This window comes from Methylobacterium sp. Leaf88, from assembly GCF_001422795.1.
In the GTDB taxonomy this organism is placed as follows: domain Bacteria; phylum Pseudomonadota; class Alphaproteobacteria; order Rhizobiales; family Beijerinckiaceae; genus Methylobacterium.
In genome coordinates, this window is sequence record NZ_LMMK01000020.1 from 111,703 (window position 1) to 135,237 (window position 23,535).

Here is a 23,535-nt window from a genome sequence, read left to right on the forward strand (position 1 = left end):
AACACTTCCACCGAACCCGACCTGTTTTGCGATGCAAAAATATTCGCGGCTGAAAAAGCTCGGCAGCATTTGCCAGCGCCGGTGAAGTTTGGCACTCAGAGCAGGCATTCCTTGGGAGGAGATGCACAACAACAGAAACGCGGCGCGCGGCGGAGACGCTCGCGCGAACGATGACCTTCGCACGCCAGAAACGCTGCGCACACCCGGAAATCACGGCCACGAAGTCCAGCAACGCCACGACAGACCCGCACGGGCATCGCCAATCAAGGACGGTCGAATGACAGCTTTGTTGCTTATCATCCTGGGCGGGCTGTGCGCCGTCGCCTATGGCATCCTCACGATCAACGACGTGATGAAGCGCGACGCCGGCACCCAGCGCATGCAGGAGATCGCGGGGGCGATCGCCGAGGGGGCGCAGGCCTATCTCCGGCGCCAATACGCCACGATCGCGATCGTCGGGCTCGTGCTGTTCGTCGCCCTCACATATTTCCTCGGGTTGAAGGTGGGGATCGGCTTCCTGATCGGCGCCGTGCTGTCGGGGGCGGCCGGCTTCATCGGCATGAACGTCTCGGTGCGCGCCAACGTCCGCACCGCGCAGGCGGCCTCCACGTCGCTCGGCGGCGGCCTCGACGTCGCCTTCAAATCGGGGGCCGTCACCGGCATGTTCGTGGCCGGCCTCGCGCTCCTCGGCGTGGCGCTCTACTACGGCTACCTCACCCGCATCGCCGGCCTGTCGCCGGCCAGCCGCGACGTCATCGACGCCCTGGTGGCCCTGGGCTTCGGCGCCTCGCTGATCTCGATCTTCGCCCGTCTCGGCGGCGGCATCTTCACCAAGGGCGCGGATGTCGGCGGCGACCTCGTCGGCAAGGTCGAGGCCGGGATCCCGGAGGACGATCCGCGCAACCCTGCCACCATCGCGGACAATGTCGGCGACAACGTCGGCGACTGCGCCGGCATGGCGGCCGACCTGTTCGAGACCTACGCGGTGACCGTGGTCGCCACCATGGTGCTCGCGGCGATCTTCTTCTCCGGCCAGACCGAGGTCGGGGGGCGCAACGTCCTCGAGGCGATGCTGCTCTATCCCCTGGCCATCGGCTCGGCCTGCATCCTGACCTCGATCGCCGGCACCTACGCGGTGCGGCTCGGGGCCAACCAGTCGATCATGGGCGCGCTCTACAAGGGCCTGATCACCGCCGGAGCCCTCTCGATCGTCGCCATCGCGGGCGTGAACTACACCCTGTTCGGCGGCTTCGGCACGGCCTTCACCACCAACGCGGGCGTGACCTTCACCTCCGGGGGCCTTCTCGGCTGCGCGGTGATCGGCCTCGTCATCACGGCGCTGATCGTCGTCATCACCGAGTACTATACCGGCACCAACTTCCGGCCGGTGAAGTCCATCGCGGACGCGTCCGTGACGGGCCACGGCACCAACGTGATCCAGGGCCTGGCGATCTCGCTCGAATCCACCGCTCTGCCCGCGCTCGTCATCGTCGCGGGCATCATCAGCACTTACTCGCTGGCCGGGCTGTTCGGCATCGCCATCGCGGTCACCGCCATGCTGGCGCTCGCCGGCTTCATCGTGGCCCTCGATGCCTTCGGGCCGGTCACCGACAATGCCGGCGGCATCGCCGAGATGGCCGGCCTGCCGCCGGACGTGCGCAAGTCCACCGATGCCCTCGACGCGGTCGGCAACACCACCAAGGCGGTGACCAAGGGCTACGCCATCGGCTCAGCCGGCCTCGGCGCCCTGGTGCTGTTCGCCGCCTACACCTCCGACCTGAACTACTTCATCGCCCATGCGAGCCCGACCCAGTACCGCTTCTTCCAGGGCGTGACCGTCGATTTCTCGCTCTCCAACCCCTACGTGGTCGTCGGTCTGCTACTGGGCGGCCTGATCCCATTCCTGTTCGGCGGCATGGCGATGACCGCGGTGGGCCGCGCGGCCGGCGCCGTGGTGGAGGAGGTGCGTCGGCAGTTCCGTGAGAAGCCCGGCATCATGCAGGGGACCGACCGGCCGGATTACGGCCGCGCCGTCGACATGCTCACCCGGGCGGCGATCAAGGAGATGATCGTTCCCTCGCTGCTGCCGGTGCTGTCGCCGATCGTGCTGTTCTTCGTGATCCAGCCGATCGGCGGAAAGAGCCAGGCCTTCGCCACGGTGGGAGCGATGCTCCTCGGCGTGATCATCACGGGGCTCTACGTCGCGATCTCGATGACCTCGGGCGGCGGTGCCTGGGATAACGCCAAGAAGTACATCGAGGACGGGCATCACGGCGGCAAGGGCTCGGACGCCCACAAGGCGGCCGTGACCGGCGACACCGTCGGCGATCCCTACAAGGACACAGCCGGCCCCGCCGTGAATCCGGCGATCAAGATCACGAACATCATCGCGCTGCTGCTGCTGGCGGTGCTGGCACACAGCTGAACGCGAACGACCCCCGGCGGCCTGAAGGCCATCGGGGGTCGCGCGACGTCCTGCGGGCCGCGGCAGGATCCCTGCCGCGGCCTTCGCGCGTTCGGTCTCAGGCAGCGTCCGGCATTTGGCCGAGGAGCTTGTCGAGGGTGATCGGGTAGCTCCGCACCCGCACGCCGGTGGCGTTGTAGACCGCGTTGGCCACCGCCGCGCCCACACCGCAGATGCCGAGTTCGCCCACGCCCTTGGCCTTCATCGGCGAGGATTGCGGATCGACCTCGTCGAGGAAGATCACCTCCTGGTGCGGGATGTCCGCATGCACCGGCACCTCATAGCCGGCCAAGTCGTGGTTCACGAAGAAGCCGCGCTTGGTGTCGACCGCGAGTTCCTCCATCAGCGCCCCACCGACGCCCATCGTCATGCCGCCGATGACCTGGCTGCGGGCCGATTTCGGGTTGAGGATGCGCCCGGCCGCGCAGACGGCCAGCATCCGCCGCACCCGGATCTCGGCGGTGTCGACATCGACGCCGACCTCGACGAAGTGGCCCGCGAAGGTCGATTGCTGCTGCTTCTTGGCGAGGTCGCCGTACTCGATCGAATCCTCGGCCACGAGTTCGCCGTCGGCGGCCGCCTTCACCAGGGTCTCGGTGCGATTTCCGGAGCGGACCTGCCCGTCCGCGAACACCGCATCGTCCGAGTTGAAGCCGAGCCGCTGCGCCACCGCCTCGCGGAGCTGAACGCAGGCCGCGTAGACGCCGGCGGTCGAGTTGTTCGCACCGAACTGCCCGCCAGAGCCGGCCGAGACCGGGTAGGACGAATCGCCGAGGCGCACCACCACCTTGTCGAGGCCCACGCCCATCATCTCGGCGGCGGTCTGCGCGATGATGGTGTAGGAGCCGGTCCCGATATCGGTCATGTCGGTCTCGACCGTGACGAGGCCGTCGCGCCCGAGCCGAACGCGGGCGCCCGACTTCATCAGCAGGTTGTTGCGGAAGCCCGCCGCCATGCCGATGCCCACGAGCCAGCGCCCGTCGCGAACCTGGCCGGGCTTCGGGTTGCGGGCCGACCAGTTGAACGTCTCCGCGCCGAGCTTCAGGCAGCCCACGAGGTTGCGGTGGGAGAACGGGCGCTCCGGATGGCCCGGATCGACCTGGGTGTCGTTGCGGACGCGGAAGGCGACCGGGTCCATGCCCAGTTTCTCGGCCATCTCGTCCATGGCGATCTCGAGGGCCATCAGGCCCGGCGCCTCGCCCGGCGCCCGCATCGAATTGCCTTCGGGCAGGTCGAGATGGGCAAGCTTCATGGCCGTCAGGCGATTGGCCCCGGCATAGAGCAGCTTGGTCTGGTCCACGGCGGTTTCGGGCTTGCCCTTGGGCAGGTTGCCGGAGGTGCTCTCATGGGCGATGGCGGTGATCGTCCCGTCCGCCGTCGCGCCGATGCGGATGCGCTGGATCGTGGCCGGCCGGTGGGTCGTGTTGTTGGCGACCAGCGGCCGGGTCAGCGCGACCTTGACCGGTCGGCCGGCGGCCTTGGCGGCCAGCGCCGCCACCACGGCGTCGGAGCGCACGAACAGCTTTCCCCCGAAGCCGCCGCCGATATAGGGCGAGTCGACGCGGATCGACGCCTCCGGGATGTCGAGGATCTTGGCGATGCTGCCCTTGGTCCAGGCGATCATCTGGTTGGAGGTCCAGAGGGTGAGCTTGTCGCCCTCCCAGGCGGCGATGGTCGCGTGCGGCTCCATCATCGCGTGGCTCTCGTCGGGGGTCGTGTAGGTCTCGTCGAACTTGACCGGCGCCGAGGCGAAGGCGCCCTCGAAGTCGCCGGTTCGATCCTCGCCGCCGCCGCCGCTGCCCTCGCCGCTGTCGCCGGGAACCGGCTTGGCGGACGAGGCCACGGCCGCGAGGTCGAACTGGCCGGCCTCGCGGGCATAGTCGACCTTGACGAGGAACGCCGCGGCTCGTGCCTGCTCGAAGGTCTCGGCCACCACGACCGCGATGGCCTGGTGGTAGTGCTGGACCTGGGGACCGCCGAAGAGGTTGGCGGCGTTCATCCGGCCCAGGCCGAGGGCCGGCATGTCCAGGGTGGTGACGATGGCGACGACGCCGGGCGACGCCTTGGCGGCCGCCGTGTCGATGGCGCGGATGCGGCCCTTGGCGATGCCGGCGCCGAGCACGTAGCCGTAGGCCTGATTCGCCACCACGTCGTGGCGCTCATAGGCATAGGGCGCCGTCCCGGTGGTCTTGAACTTGCCATCGATGCGGTCGGTGGCCTTGCCCACGACCTTGAGCTGGTCGATCGGGTTCTGGCCCGCGGGGGTGTCGAACTTCATGGCTCAGGCCCTCGCTTCGTTCAGCGCCGCGCTGAGCGTGCGCTCGGCCAGCGTCAGCTTGTAGGCATTGTCGTGGGTGGGCTTGGCGCCGGCGAAGGCCTGCGCGGTCACCGCCTTGGCGCCCCGAGCCATCTCGCCTTCCGCCGCCTCAACCCGCCAGGGCTTGTGCGCCACGCCGCCGAAGGCCGCCCGGCCGCTGCCGTCCGGCTGAACCACCGCCGCCACCGAGACCAGGGCGTAGGCGTAGGAGGCGCGATCCCGGACCTTGCGGTAGATGTGCGCGCCACCCAGCGGCTTCGGCAGCGTCACCGCCGTGATGAGCTCGCCGGGCGCGAGCGTGGTGTCGACCTCCGGCCGGTCACCCGGCAGGCGGTGGAATTCGGCCATCGGGATCTTCCGCTTGGTCCCCTTGGCGTCGACGGTCTCGACCGCGGCGTCGAGCACCCGCATGGCGACCGCCATGTCGCCCGGATGCGTGGCGATGCAGGCCTCGCTGGCACCGATCACGGCGAGCTGGCGCGAGACGCCGTCGAGGGCCGAGCAGCCGGAGCCCGGCTGACGCTTATTGCAGGCCTGCGCGGTATCGTAGAAGTACGGACAGCGGGTGCGCTGCAGGAGATTGCCGGCGGTGGTCGCCTTGTTGCGCAGCTGTCCGGAGGCACCGGCGAGCAGGGCCCGCGAGAGCACGGCGTAGTCCTTGCGCACGCGGGCATCAGCCGCGAGGTCGGTGTTGCGCACGAGAGCTCCGACGCGCAGACCGCCCTCCGGCGTCGCCTCGATCTTGTCGAGCCCGAGGCCATTGACGTCCACGAGGTGGGTCGGGGTCTCGATCTGCAGCTTCATCAGATCGAGGAGGTTCGTGCCGCCGGCAATGAACTTGGCGTTCGGATTGCGGGACACGGCGGCGGCGGCTTCAGCGGGCGAATTCGGGCGCTCGTAGGTGAAAGACTTCATGCGGGCCTCCCGGCGACCTCGGTCATCGCCTCGACGATGTTGGAATAGGCGCCGCAGCGGCAGATATTGCCGCTCATGCGCTCGCGGATCTCGGCGTCCGTGACCTGCATCGGCGCATTCAGATCCGCCGTGACGTGGCTGGGGATGCCGGCCTTGATCTCGGCGAGCACCGCGACGCCGGAGCAGATCTGGCCCGGCGTGCAGTAGCCGCACTGGTAGCCGTCATGCTTGATGAAGGCGGCCTGCATCGGGTGCAGGGCGTCGGGCTGGCCGAGCCCCTCGATGGTGGTGATCTCCGACCCCTGGTGCATCACCGCCAGGGTCAGGCAGGAATTGATGCGCCGGCCGTCGACGATCATCGTACAGGCGCCGCACTGGCCGTGGTCGCAGCCCTTCTTCGAGCCGGTCAGGTGCAGGTGCTCGCGCGCGGCGTCGAGCAGGCTGGTGCGGGTGTCGAGTTCGAGTTCGCGGCGCTGGCCGTTCACCGTCAGCGACACCTTCGCCAGCACCGGCTGATCCGGACCGGCGGAGTCGGGCCGACCCTCGGCCCGCGCGGGGACCGCGGCCAGGGCCGCACAGGCCGTCGCGCCGGCCATGACGTCACGTCGACTCAATTCGTTCTCTCCGAAACTTGGCATGGCGTTCTCTGAACCTGTGGCGGGAGGAGGCTGCCAGCGGACGGGCGCCCGGTAACGTCGCGGGCCGGGAGACCGCCCGATCGGGCGATCTTGGTCCCGGGCGTGACACGGAACCACGCGGGCTCCGTCCAGACGTGCGCCTGCCTTCTGCGAAGTGTGTCCAGCGAGAACGCAGAACTCGGCGCGTCGGTCCCTGGAATTTCTCCAGACTGCCAAACCTCGCGCCTTCGTGTGCGGCCGAGCACCTCACGGGGTCGCATCGCCCGACACCCTGGTCGAAGGCCGCACCGTCGAACCCAGGACCAACGCTCCACCCGGCACGAAGGAGAAGCCCACGCGCACCGCGCGGGTCATCGCACAGGTCCGCGCTCCCATCGTCTCGGTCAGCGGCGCCGGGAAACCCGACGATCGCATCGGCCGCTTGAACTCCCTGGAAACCCTCGCCGGCATCCGCACGCGGTCGCCGGTGCCGATGGCGCGCGACGGCCTCGCCGCGGGCGTCCCGATGCCCTAGCTGTTTCAACAGATCTTCCGATCCGGTCGTCAGTCCTCGAATCCGGTCGTCGAAGCCGGTCGTCTTGGCAAAAGGTGCGCGATGCAAAAGGGATTTCGCTGGTTCGGCCGGGTGGCTCTGCCCGTCCTGGCGCTGGTCGCGAGCGCGGGTGCTGCCGGCGCCGACTGCATCCGGCACGTCTATAACCGCTCGCCCCTGACGCTGGTGGGCGCGCAGGAGGGCGGCCCGTCCTTCCTGGTGAGACCCGGCACCGCGCGCGCGATCCGGCTCTCGGGCCCCGGCAGCCTCGAGCTGTCCGGGTACTGCGATGCGTACGGGAGCCGCGGCAATGACGGGACCGGAGGTGCCGCGGTGCAGGCGTCGCTGCGATACACCGCCGTCCTCGATCGCTGCTACATGGAGATCGGCCACGACTTCTTCGACCGCGAACTCGGACGCGGGTTTCTTCCCCGGGACAGCCTCGCGCCGTTCACCGCGAACAATCCGAAACAGGGCGACGTGGTGCTCTACACGGATCGCACGATCTGCCGGCCCCGCTAGGGGCGCCTTCGGTCAGATGGGGTGCGGGACCTCGGGCTTCAGCTTGAGGGGCCGCGCCAGTTTCTTCGAGAGGCGCCCCGCCGCCTCCACCGCCGCGCCCTCCGCGCTCGCGGCCGCCACGATGGCCAGAGCCTCGTCCTGGGCGGATGTCAGCACCGCGTAGACGCGCAACGCCTCTCGGCGCTGCTTCACCGCGACGAGAAAGACCTGGCTCTTGGCCCGCTTGCCCTTGTCGGCGGGAGCAGCCTCGGAGGACGGACGACGACGGCTCAAGGACGGACCGGCATCCGCTGGAGACCGACGGCCGGAACGGCGCAGGCCCTCTCGCTTGCGAAGATCGCGATCTCGTCCTCCCTCCGTCGTTTCACGGTCCCGACGACGTCCCGGACCGGGGAGAGGGCGACGCGTGTGCGTGTTCCCGAACGCCCGACCGGCGGCACGGGATTCGATCGCGAAGAACGCGTTTTACGAGCTTCGGCGCGCAATCCTGTCCCACCCCGACATCCCAGCGCGGTCGTGCCGCGAATTTCGCCGTTCATCATGCATGCTCAGCCAGATTCGGGAAGATCATCGACCGTGATCACTCCGGGATGCCTCCGAAGTTTCTGTGCGATGTCTTCCACGGAGCGGCGCGACAGCCGCACGAAGGTGATCAGCGTCTCGTCGAATTCAGGCGCGGACCCGCGCCGAGTCACGAATTGCCGGACACGGGAGGGGCGCACACCGGACACGGCCTGCACCACCTCCAGGCTGATGCAGCCGGGCTTGGCCATTACGCGGAGGGGCCGGATGTGCATCCGGTCGTGGTAGCGCTCCTGCAAGGGTTTCATCCCGGCGAGGATCCCCAGCAGGATCGCCGTGGTGGCGATGCCCGCCACGTAGAGGCCGCCGCCGACCGCGAGGCCGACGGCCGCGACGGCCCAGAGGCTCGCCGCGGTGGTGAGCCCCTTCACCACCTCGCCCCGCAGGAGAATCGTCCCCGCCCCGAGAAACCCGATGCCGGAGACGACCTGGGCGGCCATGCGCGAGGGATCGAGGGCGACGTTCCGGGTCCCCAGCACATCGGCGAAGCCGAAGGCCGAGACGATCATGATCAGGCAGGCACCGACGCCGACCAGCATGTGCGTTCGCAGGCCCGCGGCCCAGAGCAGGCGCTCGCGTTCGATGCCGATCAGCCCGCTCAGGATCGCGGCCAGGAGCAGGCGCCAGACGATCTCGACGTTGCCTAGCATTCCCGGGTCTCCTCCCAATCCGATGTCGCGCGCCGGCCGAAGCGGACCTCAGCCGATGAAAGCCGTCACGGCGTAGCAGGCCGCGGCGATCAGGGCGGCGGCCGGCAGGGTCAGCACCCAGGCGACCACGATGTTGCCGGCGACGCCCCAGCGAACCGCCGAGGTCCGCCGTGCAGCCCCGACGCCGATGATCGCGCCCGTGATGGTGTGGGTGGTCGAGACCGGTACGCCGAGCCAGGTCGCGGCGAACAGGGTGATCGCGCCGCTCGTCTCGGCGCAGAACCCCTGCATCGGGTTCAGACGCGTGATCCTGGAGCCCATCGTGTGCACGATGCGCCAGCCGCCGAGCAGCGTGCCCAGCGCCATGGCGGACTGGCAGGAGATCACCACCCAGAGGGGAACGTGAAAGGAGGCGCCCAGGTGGCCCTGCGAGTAGAGCAGCACCGCGATGATCCCCATGGTCTTCTGCGCGTCGTTGCCGCCGTGGCCCAGGGAGTAGAGCGAGGCCGAGACGAACTGCAGGGCGCGGAAGCGCCGGTCGACCGCGAACGGCGTCGCCCGCACGCAGAGCCAGGAGACCATCAGCACCAGGAGGAGCGCGAGCAGAAAGCCCAGGAGCGGCGAGAGGACGATGGCGGCGGCGGTCTTCGTCAGACCGCTCCAGACCACCGCGCTGAACCCGGCCTTGGCGACGCCCGCTCCGATGAGGCCGCCCACGAGGGCGTGCGAGCTGCTTGACGGGATGCCGAAGACCCAGGTGACGATGTTCCAGGTGATGGCGCCCATCAGCGCGCTGAAGATCACCCGGGGATCGATGATCCCCGCATCGACGATTCCGGTCCCGAGGGTCTGGGCCACGTGCAGGCCGAAGAACAGAAAGGCGATGAAGTTGAAGAACGCCGCCCAGAGCACCGCGTATTGGGGCCGCAGCACCCGCGTCGACACGATGGTGGCGATGGAGTTGGCCGCATCGTGCAGGCCGTTGAGGAAGTCGAAGAACAGCGCGACGGCGATCAGGCCGGCGAGGGCGGGCAGGGCGAGCGCGGTGGCCTCGGTCATCGGGTCGCCTACACGTTCTCGATCACGATGCCGCTGATCTCGTTGGCGACGTCCTCGAAGCGGTCGACCACATCCTCGAGGTGGCCGTAGATTTCCGCGCCGATGAGGTAGGCCATCGTGTCGCCGTCGCCGCCATTCTTGCGGTGGGCCTCGTAGAGCGCCTTGAGGCCGCGCTCCTGCAGCTCGTCCGAGCGTCCCTCGACCCGGGTGATCTGCTCGGTCAGGGTGTTGATGCGCCCCGCATGGGTTCCGACGGCCGTGAGGAGGGGGATCGTCTCGGCGGTGAGCCGCGCCGCCTCGATCACGGTGCCGCCCATCTCCTGCATCAGCGGTTCGAAGCGGCGAACCTCGTAGAGGGCGATCGTCTTCACCGTCTTGTTCATCTGGTCGATGGCGTCGTCCATCGACTGGATCAGGTCCTTGATGTCGCCTCGGTCGAAGGGCGTGATGAAGCTCCGGCGCACGGCGAGGAGGACTTCGGCGGTGATCGCGTCCGCCTCATGCTCGCGCTCCACCACCTGCTGGCAGTAGCGCGGAACGGCGTCCCCGCCCTGAAGCACGCCCTGCAGCGCTTCGGCGCCGGCCACCAGGGTGCGCGAGTGCCGCTCGAAGAGGTCGAAGAACCGATCCTCGCGCGGCATCAACGCCTTGAACCAACCCAGCATCCCCGACTCCGGACCCACCCCGCTTGATTAGCCAACTAGGGTTTTTGCGCGCAGGAGACCAGGGCCTTCGCGAGCTTTGCCCTGGTGCGCCGCCCAGGCAATCATCGGCCGATGACGCTGCGGATGGTGAAGCTCGACTGGATACGGGCGACTCCGGGCAGCTTCGAGAGCACCGACCGGTGCAGCCGCTCGTACTCCGCCATGTCGGCGACGCGGATCTTCAGGAGATAATCGGAATCACCCGTCATCAGGTAGCAATCCTGGATGTCGGGGCAGCGCCGCACGGCCGCCTCGAACCGGTTGAGGCAATCCTCGGTCTGCCGCTCCAGGGCGATCCGGGTCATCACCACCAAGCCGGCGGAGCCGGGCCCGTCGAGAAGCACGGTGTAGCCGCGGATCGTGCCGTTGCGCTCCAGAATCCGCAAGCGCCGCAGGCAGGCGGAGGCCGAGAGACCGACGCGCTGCGCCAGGGCGGCGTTCGGGATCCGCGCATCCTCGCGGAGGACCCGGATGATCGCACGATCGATCTCGTCGGGCGGCATCACTGTCCTCGGCCGGCATAGGCAACGATCGTGCATCGTATCGCAGGATCGTGCGTCGGGCACCCTTTGCGAGGCGGAACCTGCACCATCTTCGCTGCACCGCTCGCAGGATCGAGTGTCTCTAGTCCGACGAGACCGGAGCGCTCGGGGCCGGGAGCGGCATGGCCCCGCCTGTGCTTGGGATTCCGGGCCTCAGGGGAGACGTGCGATGCGGGTCCTGGTTCTCGGAAGCGGCGTGGTCGGCGTCAGCACGGCCTATTACCTCGCCAAAGCCGGTCATGCCGTCACGGTGATCGACCGCCAGCCCGCCGCCGGCCTGGAGACGAGCTTCGCCAATGCGGGCCAGGTCTCGCCGGGCTACTCGGCCCCCTGGGCGGCCCCGGGCATTCCCATCAAGGCGATGAAGTGGCTGATGATGCGCCACCGGCCCCTGGTGCTGTGGCCGACCGTCGAGCCGCGCTTCTATGGCTGGCTCGCGCGCATGCTCGCGAACTGCACCGAGGACGCGTACATCCGCAACAAGGGCCGCATGGTTCGTCTCGCCGAATACAGCCGGAACGTCCTGCGCGACCTGCGCACCGAGACCGGCATCACCTACGACCACCGGACCCGCGGCACCCTCCAGCTCTTCCGCACGCGAAAGCAGCTCGACCATGTCGGCGACGACACCCGCGTCCTCGATACCTATGGGGTCGCCTACACGGTGCTGGACCCGGCCGGATGCATCGCGGCCGAGCCCGCGCTGGCCGGCGTCCGCGACACGATCGTCGGGGGCCTTCACCTGAGCGGCGACGAGACGGGCGATGCCCACCTGTTCACGCAGCGCCTGGCGGAGCTGTGCGCGCGGATGGGCGTTCGTTTCCGCTACGGGACGCGCATCGACGGCCTCGAGACCGCGGGCGACGCGGTTACGGGCGTGGTCTGCGGCTCCGAGACCCTGCGGGCCGATGCCTACGTCGCTGCCATGGGCTCCTTCACCCCGGGCCTCCTCCGTCCCCTCGGGCTTCGGCTGCCGATCTATCCCGTCAAGGGATACTCGCTCACCCTGCCGGTCACCGACCCCGACCAGGCGCCGGTCTCCACCGTCATGGACGAGACCTTCAAGGTCGCGCTCACGCGCCTCGGGGACCGGATCCGCGTGGGCGGCACGGCCGAGCTCGCGGGCTTCAGCGATGTCCTCCGGGCCCCGCGCCGGGCGACCCTGGAGCGCTGCGTCCGGGACCTGTTCCCCGACGGGGGCGACCTCGCGGCCGCCACGTTCTGGACCGGCCTGCGCCCGATGACGCCGGACGGCACGCCGATCGTCGGTGCCACGCGCTACGCCAACCTCTACACCAACACCGGCCACGGCACCCTGGGCTGGACGATGGCCTGCGGCTCCGGTCGGATGCTGGCCGACCTGATGTCCGGCCGCGCGCCCGACATCGACCATGCCGACCTGGCGCTCGCCCGCTACGCCGCCTGACGCCGTCAGGCGGTGAACCCCTCCAGGATCAGCATCACCAGGGGGATAGCGAGCCCGGCGAGCACCGTCTGCAGGGCGAGGATGCCGGCCATCAGCGGCGCGTCGCCCCCGAGCTGCCGGGCCATGATGTAGGACGAGGACGCCGTCGGCAGCGACTGGAACAGCAGGGCGGTGGCGGCGGCCGGCCCGTGCAGGCCGGCGGCGAGGCAGGCCAGGATCGTCACCGTCGGCATCAGCACGAACTTGGCGACCGACGCGATGACGACCGGACGCAGCCAGGTCCGGACGGTACGGGGATCGAGGGCGGCGCCGACGCAGAGGAGACCGAGCGGGAGGGAGGCCTGCCCCAGGGCCTTCAGGGTGGGCTCCAGTCCCGGCGGCAACCCGAAGCCCGTCGCCTGCAGGGCGATCCCGATGCCGCAGGCGACCACCAGGGGATTGAGAAGGAGCTGGCGGAGGATCGCCCGCGGCGCCAGCCGCCCGCCCGAGCCGAAGCGCGCGAAGACCAGGACGCACAGGATGTTGACCGTGGGCACGATGGCCGCGTTGGCGACCGCCGCCAGGGCGATTCCCTGTAGGCCGAACAACCCCGCCGCCGCCGAGACCCCGACGTAATTGTTGAAGCGCACTCCGCCCTGAAACACCGAGGTGAAGGCCGCTCCGTCGAGGTCGAGCCGCGGCCGGATCGCGAGCAGCATGAGCGCCACCGCGAGGGTCGAGGCCACGAGGACGCCTGCCAGGGCGAGGACGGGCACGCCGTCCAGGCGCGCGGTGGCCAGTCCGTGGATGAACAGCGCCGGCAGCAGCACGTAGTAGCCGAGGCGCTCGGCCTGGGCCCAGAACGACTCGGCCACGAGGCCGTTGCGGCGCAGCAGCACGCCGAGGCCGATCAGCAGCGCGATCGGCACCAGGGCGAGGATGACCGTCGCGCTCACGCGGCGGGCCGGAGGTCGCTGGAACCGGCGGTGATCGATAAGCGCATGGATCGCAACTCGGGTGAGACGACGGCCAGCTGTACGTGACGTGGGTTGCGGAAGAGTACCGGGGCGGGTGCGTTCCTGGGGGCGCGGGGCATGGCCATCCCCAGGCATCGCGGGGAACGGGCCTGCCACACCCGTCGCCATGGCCCCCGATTTGCATCAATTTGATGCATCGTCCCGGCTCGAATCGCCGGGACTGCGGATTGTCTGATGGCGCTCGAACAGCCCTCGCCGGCCGGACCCGACGAGACCTATCGCCGGATCACCTGGCGGCTGCTGCCGTTCCTGATGTTCCTCTGGGTCCTCTCCTGGATCGACCGGGTGAACATCGGCTTTGCCAAACTGCAGATGCTCGCCGACCTGAAGTTCAGCGAGACCGTCTACGGCATCGGCGCCGGGATCTTCTTCATCGGCTACTTCCTCTGCGAGGTTCCGAGCAACCTCCTCCTCGAGCATATCGGCGCCCGCAAGACCATCGCGCGCATCACCCTGCTGTGGGGTCTCTGCTGCGTGGCGATGATGTTCGTCACCACCCCCGGCCTGTTCTACGTCCTGCGTTTCCTCCTGGGGGTGTTCGAAGCGGGCTTCTATCCGGGCGTGATCCTGTTCCTGACCTACTGGTACCCCACCGAGCGGCGCGCCAAGGTCTTCGGGCTGTTCATGTCGGCCTCCGCCATCGCGGGGGTGATCGGCGGACCGCTGGCCGGCACGATCATGACCGGACTCGACGGCGTGAACGGCTGGTCAGGCTGGCAGTGGGTCTTCCTCCTCGAAGGCATCCCGTCGATCCTGGCCGGCCTCGTCACGCTGTTCTATTTGACCGACCGGCCGGAGAAGGCCGGCTGGCTGACCCCGGAGCAGCGCGCCCTGGTCGCGGCTGATCTCGCCCGTGACGCGGCGGCCCTCGGCCCGCGGGAGCATCGCATCCTGGCCTCGTTGCGGGATGTCCGGGTCTGGCAATGCATCGCGATCTTCTTCTGCATCATCACCGCCAACTCGGCCCTGACCTTCTTCGGGCCGAGCGTGGTCCGCGAGGCGGGCTACACCGACCCGCTCACCATCGGCTGGATCATGTCCGGCGCCTATCTCTGCGGCGCAGCCGGGATGATCCTCAATGGCCGCCACTCCGACCGCTCCGGCGAGGCGCGCCTCCATTGCGGCCTCCCGGCGCTGATCGGCGCCGTGGCGATCGCCCTCCTCGGGTGGCTCGTCCCGATCAGCCCGGCGCTGTCGATCCTCGCCCTCACGGTGGCGATCGTCGGCACCATGAGCGCCATTCCGGTCTTCTGGCAGATCCCAGGCCGGTTCCTCGCCGGTTCGGCCGCGGCGGCCGGCATCGCGCTGATCAACGCGGTGGCGAACCTCGCCGGGTTCGGCGCGCCGGCGGTGATGGGCGCCCTGCGCGAACAGACCGGCTCTGCCGCCACCGGCCTCTGGATCGTCGCGGGCTTCGAGGTCGCGACGCTCCTCCTCATCCTCGCCTTCGTCCCGCCGGAACCCGGAGCCCTGGTCCGGCGGGCCGCGGCACGCGCCGCCCACGAACCCGCCTGAACCCGAACCCCGCACCCGTCGAGAAGGACACGCCATGGATCGACCGGCCCTCACGCGCCGAAGCCTCGTCGGCGCCGGTCTCGGCGCCGTCGCCGCCACCGGCGCTCTGGCGCAGGCCGCGCCCGCCCCGCCGAGGGCCCTGGCGACGGCGCCGAACTCCCAGGCCGGCCTCGGCCCGCGCCTGACCCTGCACGCCATCGACAACTTCCACGGCACGCCCGGCGCCGGCATGGTCTGCGACCTGGCGATCCGGGAGGGCGACGCCTATCGGACGCTCAAGACCGTGACCACGGCCGCCAATGGCCGTCCGGCCGAACCGCTCCTGGTCGACGAAGCCCTGAAGGTCGGCCAGTACGAGTTGCTGATGCATTTCGAGGCGTATTTCGCCGAGGCCGGCGTAGCGCTGCCGCAGCCGAATTTCCTCAGCCTCGTTCCGGTGCGCTTCGTGATCCGCGATGCGGGGCAGCGCTACCACCTGCCGGTGCTGTTCACCCCCTGGGGCTACTCCTACTATCGCGGCAGCTGACGCGCCCGCGGCACGCCTTCAGCGAGATTTCCTTCCGGAGCCCGATCGACATGGCCGGCATCACCACACACGTCCTCGACGCGGATCGCGGCCGCCCGGCGCCGGGGGTGCGCATCGACTTCTCCGTGCGGGAGGGCGACGCGTGGCGCCTCGTGAAGAGCGTCGTCACCAATGCCGACGGGCGCACCGACGCACCGATCCTGCCAGCCGCCGAGGCCAAGGTCGGCCAGTATCAGCTCGAATTCCACATCGACGCCTACCTGAAGGCGAAGCCCGGCGTGACCGAGGCCGACATCTTCGTCGACAATCCGGTGGTGCGCTTCGCGGTCTTCGATGCCGGGCAGCACTATCACGTGCCGATGCTGTGCGCTCCGGGCACCTGCGCCACCTACCGGGGCAGCTGACGGCCATGCCCGAAATGAACAAGCTCGATCTCGCCGCCATCAACCGGCTCGATGGGGCCGGCTTCGTCGTCCGGTTCGGAGGGGTGTTCGAGCATGCGGCCTGGGTCGCCGAGCGCGCCCACGCGCACGGGCCCTTCGCCAGCCTCGACGACCTGCACGCGGCCATGATGCGGGCCATGCGCGCCGCGCCGACCGAGACCCGCATCGCCTTCCTGAACGGCCATCCGGAGCTCGCCGGGCCCGAGGCGCGGGCCCGCAGCATGACGGCGGATTCGGCGAGCGAGCAGGGCAGCGCCGGGCTCGACCACATGCCCGCCGCCGACGCGGAGGCCTTCGACCGCCTCAACGCCGCCTATCGCCGGCGCTTCGGCTTTCCCTTCATCATCGCGGTCCGCGGCCGGGCGCGGGCCGAGATCCTGGCGATCTTCGCGGAGCGCCTGCAGCGCACCCCCGCGGAGGAGGAGCAGGCCGCCCTCGACGAGATCGCGTCCATCACCCGGATGCGGCTCGATCGCCTCGTCGCCGCATCCGGGTGAGGCAGTTCACTTCAGGCGGGCGGCGGCCCAGGCGATGTGGTCGGCCATGAAGGTGGAGATGAAGTAGTACGAGTGGTCGTACCCCTCGCGCATGTTGAGGGTCAGGGGAATGCCGGCGGTCTTGCAGGCCTCTTCCAAGAGCCAGGGACGCAGGCCGTCGTCGAGGAAGCTGTCGGCGGTGCCCTGGTCGACCAGGAACTCCGGGAAGCGCTTGCCGTCCTCGATCAGCGCCGTGGCGTCGTGGGCGCGCCACGCGGCGGTGTCGGTGCCGAGATACTTTTCGAAGGCAGGCTTCGACCAGCCGGCCGTGGAGGGCTGGGCGATCGGCGCGAAGGCCGAGCAGGACTTGAAGCGGTCGGGATAGGTGAGGGCGATGGTCAGTGCACCGTGGCCGCCCATGGAATGGCCGAAGATGCCCTGGCGGGACATGTCGGCCGGGAATTCCTGAGCGATGAGGGCGGGCAGTTCCTCGGTCACGTAGCTCCACATCCGGTAGTTCGCGGCGTAGGGCGCCTGGGTGGCGTCGAGGTAGAAGCCGGCGCCGGAGCCGAACTGCCAGTTGCCCTCCTCGTCGGGAATGCCGGGGCCGCGCGGGCTGGTGTCGGGCGCCACGATGATGACGCCGTGCTCGGCCGCCGCCTTGCGGTACTCGCCCTTGTCCATGACGTTGGCGTGCGTGCAGGTCAGGCCCGAGAGGTACCACAGCACCGGCACCGGGCCGGCCTCGGCCTGCGGCGGCACGAACACCGCGAAGGTCATCGGGCAGCCCGTGGTCCGGGCATCGTGCTTGTAGACGCCCTGCGTGCCGCCGTGGGCGCGGGCCTTCGAGAGGGTTTCCATGTGTACTCTCCTGCTTAGGGCTCAGGGTCCCGTTCCGGGGCTGGGAAAGGGTGCGATGTCGGGCCCCTGAAAGAATGGTCGGTCCGCGCCCGTCCCTCTGCCTCTGCGGGAGAGGGCGGCCCGCGTCAGCGGGTCGGGTGAGGGGAGCACCGGTCCCGGAGAGGTCGCCCCCTCTCCCGCCTGCTCCGCAGGCACCCTCCCCCGCGAAGGGGGGAGGGACCGGACACGGTCTGTCCCGATCGGATCAGTAAACCACCACCGACCGGATCGACTTGCCCTCGTGCATGAGGTCGAAGCCGTGGTTGATGTCCTCGAGCGGCATGGTGTGGGTGATCAGGTCGTCGATGTTGATCTTGCCCTCCATGTACCAGTCGACGATCTTGGGCACGTCGGTGCGGCCGCGGGCGCCGCCGAAGGCCGAGCCCTTCCAGACGCGGCCGGTGACGAGCTGGAACGGACGGGTCGCGATCTCCTTGCCGGCCTCGGCCACGCCGATGACGATCGACTCGCCCCAGCCGCGGTGGCAGCACTCGAGAGCCTGGCGCATCACGTTGACGTTGCCGGTGCAGTCGAAGGAGAAATCAGCGCCGCCGCCGGTCACGTCGAGGATCGCCTGGACCACGTGATCGTTGCCGACCTCCTTCGGGTTGATGAAGTGGGTCATCCCGAACTTGCGGGCCATCTCCTGCTTGTCCGGATTGATGTCGACGCCGATGATCTTGTCGGCCCCCACCATCCGGGCGGCCTGGAGCACGTTGAGGCCGATGCCGCCGAGGCCGAACACCACGACGTTGGCGCCGGGCCAGACCTTGGCGGTGTAGATCACCGCGCCGATGCCGGTGGTGACGCCGCAGCCGATGTAGCAGATCTTGTCGAAGGGGGCGTCTTCGCGGATCTTGGCCAGCGCGATCGCCGGCAGGACCGTGAAGTTCGAGAAGGTCGAGCAGCCCATGTAGTGGAACAGGGTGTTGGACCCGCCCGGGCTGCCGCCGGTGGAGACGCAGGAGAAGCGGCTGGTGCCGTCGGGCATCACGCCCTGGCCCTGCGTGGAGCGGATCGCGGTGCACAGGTTGGTGCGCTGCGACAGGCAGGACTTACAGTTGCGGCATTCCGGGGTGTAGAGCGGGATGACGTGGTCGCCGGGCTTCAGCGCGGTGACGCCGGCGCCGACCTCGCGGACGATGCCCGCGCCCTCGTGGCCGAGGATCGCCGGGAACTTGCCCTCGGAATCGAGGCCCGACAGGGTGTAGGCGTCGGTGTGGCAGATGCCGGTGGCCATCAGCTCGACGAGAACCTCGCCGGCCTTGGGTCCCTCGATGTCGATGGTCTCGATCGTGAGAGGCTTCTTGGCCTCCCACGCGACCGCGGCGCGCGTCTTCATAGCAGTGTCCTTAGAGCTGTGATGATCACGGACGGCGGCGATGGATGCCGGCGCTTCGTCTCGCGGCACCCGAAAGGTGGCAAGGCGAACGGCCCGAAAATCTGGATGGTGTTTGATGCCTCCGGCGTCGAGATGCAACAGGCGTGCTCCGTCGTTTGCGCCAGGGTTGCGAATTTGGAATGACGGTCGCCGCGACGCGGCCGGAACGGAGGGACGATGAAGGACTGGGATAGGGGGCGTGAGGCGCTCATCGCGCCGGCGGCGGCGCGCAATCGTGCGGCGATCCTCGCCGTCCTGCGGGACGTCCTGCCCGAGACCGGAACGATCCTCGAGATCGCCAGTGGATCGGGTGAGCACGCGGTCCATTTCGCCGCCGCCCTGCCGGCGCTCTCGTGGCAGCCCAGCGACCCCGAGCCGGCCTATCGCCGCAGCATCGCGGCGCATGCGGAGGCCGCAGGTCTCGCCAACCTGCGGCCTCCCCTCGATCTCGACGCCGCCGCGGCCGCCTGGCCGATCGCGCGCGCCGACGCCATCCTGTGTATCAACATGGTCCACATCGCGCCGTGGTCGGCCACGGAAGGGCTGATGGACGGAGCCGCCCGCACGCTTGCCCCGGGCGGCGTCCTGTTCCTCTACGGCGCCTTTCGCGAGGGCGGCCGCCACACCGCCGAGAGCAACGCCGCCTTCGACCAGGACCTGCGTGCGCGGGATCCGCGCTGGGGCGTCCGCGATCTCGAGACCGTCGCGGACACGGCCGCGCGGCGCGGCCTGCGGCACGAGGCCCGCATCGGCCTGCCGGCGAACAACCTGGCGCTGGTCTTCCGTCGCCCTGCGTCGGCGGCCTCGGCCTGATGCCCGCTGAGTCCCAGGCCCCGCACCCGCGAGACCGCATCGAAACCCTGCGCGACGCCCTCGAAGGCCGCCAGATCGAACTCTCCCTTGCGGCCGTCGCCGCAGGGGCCGTCACGGCCCTGACCGTGCCGGGAACGGCGGCGTTGGAAGGAGGGATCAACCCGGCCCTCGCACTGATGCTGTTCGTCACCTTCCTGCAGGTGCCCCTGCGGGCGCTGGCTCACGCCTTCACCCGCGGCCGCTTCCTGGCGGCGTTGATGGTCGTCAATTTCCTCGCGATCCCCCTGTTGGTCGCCGGGCTCACCCTCTTCCTTCCCGCCGACCCGATGCTGCGTCTCGGCGTGCTGATGGTGCTGCTCACGCCGTGCATCGACTACGTGGTGACCTTCGCCCATCTCGGGGGCGCCGATGCCCGGGTCCTGCTGGCCTCGACCCCGGCCCTTCTCCTCGCCCAGATGGCGCTGTTGCCGATCTACCTGACGCTCTTTCTCGGCGCGGACGCGGGACGGTTCGTGCAGGTCGGCCCCTTCCTCCACGCCTTCGTCTGGCTCATCGCGCTGCCCTTGGCCGCGGCCGGTGCCGTCCAGGTCTGGAGCGGACGGAGCCGCCTCGGGCGACGGGCCGCGGCCGGGCTTAGTGTGCTGCCGGTCCCCGCGACGGCCCTCGTCCTCTTTGTCGTGGTCGCGGCGGTCCTGCCGCAGCTCGGTGCGAGCCGGGACGCGGCCGCACGGACGGTCCCGGTCTACCTGGCCTTCGCCACATTGGCTCCGCTCATCGGCTGGGGAGCCGGGCGCGTTTTCCGGCTCGACGCGCCCACCGGGCGGACCCTGGCCTTCAGCGCCGCGACCCGGAACTCGCTTGTCGTCCTGCCCCTGGCCTTCGCTGTTCCGGGCGGGGTGCCCCTGCTGCCAGCCGTCATCGTCACGCAGACGCTGATCGAACTCATGAGCGAGCTGGTCTACGTGCGCTGGATCCCGCGACTCGGGCGCCCGTCGATCCGATCCGCGTCCGCGCCCTAAAAACCCCTCCGCCGCGCCGTCCGGAACGGGCGGCGCGCGGCGACGGCCCTGGGATCGCGGACGGGACTCACCCAGGGTCACGGCCAGGGGCGATCGAAACCGGATCTGCGATCGGCCGTCGAAATCGGGATCGAACACCTGACAGGGTAAGCAAATCGTTCGGCGCCTGCCGCGAACACCGTCGCACCACGTTTCCCGACATGCTTTAATCCAAAGAAATCGCTGCATCGCGGTGTATCTTCGGGAGCAATGCCTGGAATGGACGTTCGCGTTTCAGACGCGTCCTTGTCGGACGCACGCACGCCCGGGTGGCTGTCCCGCGAAGCGATCGTCGCCAAGCCCGGCTTCAACCGATGGCTGGTCCCGCCGGCGGCCCTGGCCATCCATCTCTGCATCGGCATGTCCTACGGTCTGTCGGTGTTCTGGCTCCCCCTGTCGAGGGCGCTGAGCGTCGGCCAGCCCGCGCCGGCGGCCTGCCCGGACATGAGCATCGCCACCGCCCTGGTCACCACCACCTGCGACTGGCGCGTCAGCGACCTCGTCATCGTCTTCTCCATCGGCATCGTGATGCTCGGGCTGTCGGCGGCGGTGTTCGGCGGCTGGCTGGAGCGGGCCGGCCCCCGCAAGGCCGGCCTCGCGGCGGCCCTGTGCTGGGGCGGCGGGTTCCTGATCGGCGCCCTCGGCGTCTACGTGCATCAGCTCTGGCTGATCTGGCTCGGCATGGGCCTCGTCGGCGGCATCGGCCTCGGCCTCGGCTACATCTCGCCGGTCTCGACCCTGGTGAAGTGGTTCCCCGACCGCCGGGGCATGGCCACCGGCATGGCCATCATGGGCTTCGGCGGCGGCGCCATGATCGGCTCGCCGCTGGCCACCCTGCTCATCAACACCTTCAAGACCCCGGATTCCGCTGGCGTCTGGCAGACGCTGGCGGTGATGGGCGGGCTCTACGGCGCGGCGATGCTCTGCGGCGCCTTCGGCTACCGCGTGCCCCCGGCCGGCTGGCAGCCGGAAGGCTGGACCGCGCCGGCGGCCAAGAGCGCGATGATCACCTCGGGTCACGTCCACCTGGACCGGGCCCACAAGACCCCGCAGTTCTGGCTGCTCTGGGCGGTGCTCTGCCTCAACGTCTCGGCTGGCATCGGCGTGCTCGCCCTGGCGTCGCCGATGCTGCAGGAGATCTTCGGCGGTGCCCTGATCGGTCAGCCGGGTGCCGGCTTCGGCCAGCTCGATGCCGGCCAGAAGGCCCAGATCGCGGCGGTCGCGGCCGGCTTCGTCGGCCTCCTGTCCCTGTTCAACATCCTCGGACGCTTCTTCTGGGCCTCGATGTCCGACAAGATCGGCCGCAAGGTGACCTACGCCACCTTCTTCGCCCTCGGATGCCTGCTCTACGCGGGCGCACCCTGGGCGGCGTCGATCAGCTCGAAAGCGCTGTTCGTGACGTTCTTCTGCGTGATCCTGTCGATGTACGGCGGCGGCTTCGCCACGATCCCCGCCTACCTCGCCGACATCTTCGGCACGCAGTTCGTCGGTGCCATCCACGGGCGGCTCCTCACTGCCTGGTCGACGGCCGGCGTGGTCGGTCCCTTCGTGGTGACGGCGATCCGGCAGGCGCAGGTCGATGCCGGCATCCAGGGGGCGGCGCTCTACACCCGGACGATGTATATCCTGGCGGCCTTCCTGGCAGCCGGCTTCGTCGCCAACCTCCTGGTCCGGCCGCTGGCGGCGCGCTGGTTCATGAGCGACGCCGCGCTCGCCGCCAGCGCGAAGGGCGGGAACGCCACGGCAGCGGGGCGGACGAGCGCTCGCGGCATCGGCCGGGGCGGCGTCACGCCCCTCGCGATCCTCGCCTGGGTCGCCGTCGGCGTCCCGATCGCCTGGGGGATCTGGAGCACGGTCTCGAAGGCGATGATCCTGTTCGGGTAAGGGCCGCACCGGCCACTCCCGACGAAACGCCGAAGGTCCCGACCCGGCGACCGGTCGGGTGATCCGCCGCCCCTCCGACGTGAGACCCTTGTCCGAGGGCGCAGCCCGGCCGGCGGGGAAGTCGGCGTCGTCCGCCCGCTCGATGCCCTCCGCCGGCTCCGACGCGGCGGACTCGTCGGCCGGCGGCGGACGGGTCCGGACGACACCTCGGCGGATCGGGCCTGCAGCGGACGAGGCCGCGTCCATCGGAGCCTGCTCGGTCTCGTCGTCGGGAGCGAGGCGACGATGCGCAGACCTAGATCAGTGCCGAGGCGCGCGGAGCAAAGCTCTCCACGAGGCCGGCGGCGCTGGCGACGGCATTGATCCGGATCGCCGCCCGAAGGAATAGCACCTTAATTCCTATCGTGCTGTTCTCTGATCTCGACAATGACTATTTTCGTGCAAACTTTCCTTCTGTTTTGCGACAAATCACTGCCCATCACCGTTTCTAACGAAATACGGAAATACTCATGACTTTTATTCTCGAATACATTTCTAATTCGACAATCTAACTCATTGAATTTTGTCCTGTAACCTTTTCAGATTTCCGCCTTTCCAGCATAGGATGGATCTAAGCTGTGTTTTGAAGCCACACCCACCGGGATAATACAATCACAGGCTTTTGCGGCGTAGAAAACACACCTCTCGGTTGTCTAGATAGGGCGCGCCGCGTTGTCGCTGCACCGTTCTCGGGTGCCGTCCCGCATCGCGACCAGCATCGGGAGACAGCCGTGATCCGAACGCCATTCAGATTTCGCACCGGAAACGAGACCTACGAAAACTCCGGAGCCGTCCGCAGGTGCGACGGTCCGCCGACCGGGACAATGGGCGCGGCACCCGCCGTTCGGACGACCCTGCGCGCCCTCCGATCGCTGGCGCGCCGCCTGTCGGCTGCCGTCGCCCTGCTGGCCCTCGCCGGCGCCCCCGCGATGGCGGGGTCCGCGGCCCAGCCGGGCCAGACCATCGGTGCCGCGGCCGGCGCCCAGCTTCCGGTGGGTCTCTACTTCGTCAACACGTCCAGCTTCGGGGTGCGCGACACGCGCCCGCTGGACTCGGAATCGAACGTCAATCTGCCGGCCTTCGTCTGGGCGACGCCCTGGACCCTGTTCGGCGCGCGCCTGAACCTCATCGCG

Annotated in this window: 22 protein-coding genes and 1 pseudogene; 12 read left to right on the forward strand and 11 right to left on the reverse strand. The window is 69.2% G+C overall.

Going from position 1 to position 23,535, the window contains the following annotated elements; genetic code table 11:
* Positions 1-277: 277 nt before the first annotated feature.
* Positions 278-2,425 carry a sodium-translocating pyrophosphatase gene (locus ASF20_RS12155; protein ID WP_056274544.1) on the forward strand — a complete coding sequence of 716 codons (2,148 nt, stop codon included), beginning with the start codon at positions 278-280 and terminating at the stop codon, positions 2,423-2,425.
* Between the two features lie 97 nt (positions 2,426-2,522).
* On the opposite strand, the gene paoC is transcribed toward ASF20_RS12155, so the two are convergent.
* From paoC to paoA, 3 genes are read right to left on the reverse strand one after another with little or no spacing between them, the layout of a single operon-like run.
* A complete protein-coding gene (gene paoC, locus ASF20_RS12160) occupies positions 2,523-4,742 on the reverse strand; it encodes an aldehyde oxidoreductase molybdenum-binding subunit PaoC (RefSeq protein ID WP_056274545.1) in 2,220 nt (739 codons plus the stop codon).
* Positions 4,743-4,745: 3 nt separating this feature from the next.
* Positions 4,746-5,696 (reverse strand): xanthine dehydrogenase family protein subunit M, encoded by a 951-nt coding sequence (locus ASF20_RS12165; protein WP_056274547.1) that lies wholly within the window; start codon positions 5,694-5,696, stop codon positions 4,746-4,748.
* On the reverse strand, positions 5,693-6,292 hold the full coding sequence (paoA, locus tag ASF20_RS12170) for an aldehyde dehydrogenase iron-sulfur subunit PaoA (protein WP_056274548.1): 600 nt from the start codon (positions 6,290-6,292) through the stop codon (positions 5,693-5,695). The genes ASF20_RS12165 and paoA overlap by 4 nt, the downstream gene beginning before the upstream one ends.
* A gap of 271 nt (positions 6,293-6,563) precedes the next feature.
* Here paoA and ASF20_RS12175 point away from each other — a divergent pair, with 271 nt between their 5' ends.
* Both ASF20_RS12175 and ASF20_RS12180 read left to right on the forward strand, forming a co-directional pair.
* A complete protein-coding gene (locus tag ASF20_RS12175) occupies positions 6,564-6,848 on the forward strand; it encodes a hypothetical protein (RefSeq protein WP_056274549.1) in 285 nt (94 codons plus the stop codon).
* A gap of 81 nt (positions 6,849-6,929) precedes the next feature.
* Positions 6,930-7,388, forward strand: a complete 459-nt coding sequence (locus ASF20_RS12180) for a hypothetical protein (protein WP_056274550.1) — start codon at positions 6,930-6,932, stop codon at positions 7,386-7,388.
* 12 nt (positions 7,389-7,400) lie between these two features.
* On the opposite strand, the gene ASF20_RS12185 is transcribed toward ASF20_RS12180, so the two are convergent.
* The 5 genes from ASF20_RS12185 to ASF20_RS12205 form a co-directional block, all read right to left on the reverse strand.
* On the reverse strand, positions 7,401-7,661 hold the full coding sequence (locus tag ASF20_RS12185; protein ID WP_056213862.1) for a hypothetical protein: 261 nt from the start codon (positions 7,659-7,661) through the stop codon (positions 7,401-7,403).
* A 275-nt stretch (positions 7,662-7,936) separates the two neighbouring features.
* A complete protein-coding gene (locus ASF20_RS12190; protein WP_056274552.1) occupies positions 7,937-8,620 on the reverse strand; it encodes an MgtC/SapB family protein in 684 nt (227 codons plus the stop codon).
* Positions 8,621-8,668: 48 nt separating this feature from the next.
* On the reverse strand, positions 8,669-9,679 hold the full coding sequence (locus tag ASF20_RS12195) for an inorganic phosphate transporter (RefSeq protein ID WP_056274554.1): 1,011 nt from the start codon (positions 9,677-9,679) through the stop codon (positions 8,669-8,671).
* Positions 9,680-9,687: 8 nt separating this feature from the next.
* Positions 9,688-10,344, reverse strand: coding sequence for a DUF47 domain-containing protein (locus ASF20_RS12200; RefSeq protein ID WP_056274555.1), 657 nt, complete (start codon positions 10,342-10,344; stop codon positions 9,688-9,690).
* 101 nt (positions 10,345-10,445) lie between these two features.
* Positions 10,446-10,886, reverse strand: a complete 441-nt coding sequence (locus ASF20_RS12205; RefSeq protein ID WP_056274556.1) for an Lrp/AsnC family transcriptional regulator — start codon at positions 10,884-10,886, stop codon at positions 10,446-10,448.
* A 208-nt stretch (positions 10,887-11,094) separates the two neighbouring features.
* Here ASF20_RS12205 and ASF20_RS12210 point away from each other — a divergent pair, with 208 nt between their 5' ends.
* On the forward strand, positions 11,095-12,351 hold the full coding sequence (locus tag ASF20_RS12210; protein ID WP_056274559.1) for a D-amino acid dehydrogenase: 1,257 nt from the start codon (positions 11,095-11,097) through the stop codon (positions 12,349-12,351).
* A gap of 5 nt (positions 12,352-12,356) precedes the next feature.
* Here ASF20_RS12210 and ASF20_RS12215 read toward each other — a convergent pair whose 3' ends face one another.
* On the reverse strand, positions 12,357-13,286 hold the full coding sequence (locus tag ASF20_RS12215; protein WP_056274561.1) for an AEC family transporter: 930 nt from the start codon (positions 13,284-13,286) through the stop codon (positions 12,357-12,359).
* Between the two features lie 255 nt (positions 13,287-13,541).
* Here ASF20_RS12215 and ASF20_RS12220 point away from each other — a divergent pair, with 255 nt between their 5' ends.
* Genes ASF20_RS12220 through uraD form a run of 4 tightly spaced genes read left to right on the forward strand, consistent with a single transcriptional unit; the run spans position 13,542 to position 16,348 of the window.
* Positions 13,542-14,882 (forward strand): MFS transporter, encoded by a 1,341-nt coding sequence (locus ASF20_RS12220; protein ID WP_056274563.1) that lies wholly within the window; start codon positions 13,542-13,544, stop codon positions 14,880-14,882.
* A gap of 34 nt (positions 14,883-14,916) precedes the next feature.
* The gene (uraH, locus tag ASF20_RS12225; RefSeq protein WP_056274564.1) at positions 14,917-15,408 is read left to right on the forward strand and encodes a hydroxyisourate hydrolase; all 492 of its coding nucleotides are present in this window, start codon (positions 14,917-14,919) and stop codon (positions 15,406-15,408) included.
* A 50-nt stretch (positions 15,409-15,458) separates the two neighbouring features.
* A complete protein-coding gene (gene uraH / locus ASF20_RS12230; protein WP_056274566.1) occupies positions 15,459-15,812 on the forward strand; it encodes a hydroxyisourate hydrolase in 354 nt (117 codons plus the stop codon).
* A gap of 5 nt (positions 15,813-15,817) precedes the next feature.
* Complete coding sequence (gene uraD, locus ASF20_RS12235) at positions 15,818-16,348, forward strand: 2-oxo-4-hydroxy-4-carboxy-5-ureidoimidazoline decarboxylase (protein ID WP_056274683.1); 531 nt, start codon at positions 15,818-15,820, stop codon at positions 16,346-16,348.
* Positions 16,349-16,354: 6 nt separating this feature from the next.
* Here uraD and fghA read toward each other — a convergent pair whose 3' ends face one another.
* Entirely contained in the window at positions 16,355-17,188 is an 834-nt protein-coding gene (gene fghA, locus ASF20_RS12240) for an S-formylglutathione hydrolase (protein ID WP_056213824.1), read from the reverse strand.
* A 244-nt stretch (positions 17,189-17,432) separates the two neighbouring features.
* Positions 17,433-18,569, reverse strand: a complete 1,137-nt coding sequence (locus ASF20_RS12245) for an S-(hydroxymethyl)glutathione dehydrogenase/class III alcohol dehydrogenase (RefSeq protein WP_056213821.1) — start codon at positions 18,567-18,569, stop codon at positions 17,433-17,435.
* Between the two features lie 216 nt (positions 18,570-18,785).
* On the opposite strand from ASF20_RS12245, the gene ASF20_RS12250 reads away from it, so the two are divergent.
* The 4 genes and pseudogenes from ASF20_RS12250 to ASF20_RS24455 all read left to right on the forward strand — a co-directional run.
* Positions 18,786-19,421: a DUF938 domain-containing protein gene (locus ASF20_RS12250; protein ID WP_056274568.1), complete on the forward strand. Its 636-nt coding sequence runs from the start codon at positions 18,786-18,788 to the stop codon at positions 19,419-19,421.
* Between the two features lie 38 nt (positions 19,422-19,459).
* Entirely contained in the window at positions 19,460-20,440 is a 981-nt protein-coding gene (locus tag ASF20_RS12255) for an arsenic resistance protein (protein ID WP_056274685.1), read from the forward strand.
* A 258-nt stretch (positions 20,441-20,698) separates the two neighbouring features.
* A complete protein-coding gene (locus tag ASF20_RS12260) occupies positions 20,699-22,363 on the forward strand; it encodes an OFA family MFS transporter (RefSeq protein ID WP_056274570.1) in 1,665 nt (554 codons plus the stop codon).
* Positions 22,364-23,226: 863 nt separating this feature from the next.
* Positions 23,227-23,535: pseudogene (locus ASF20_RS24455) on the forward strand (hypothetical protein); the annotation flags it as partial.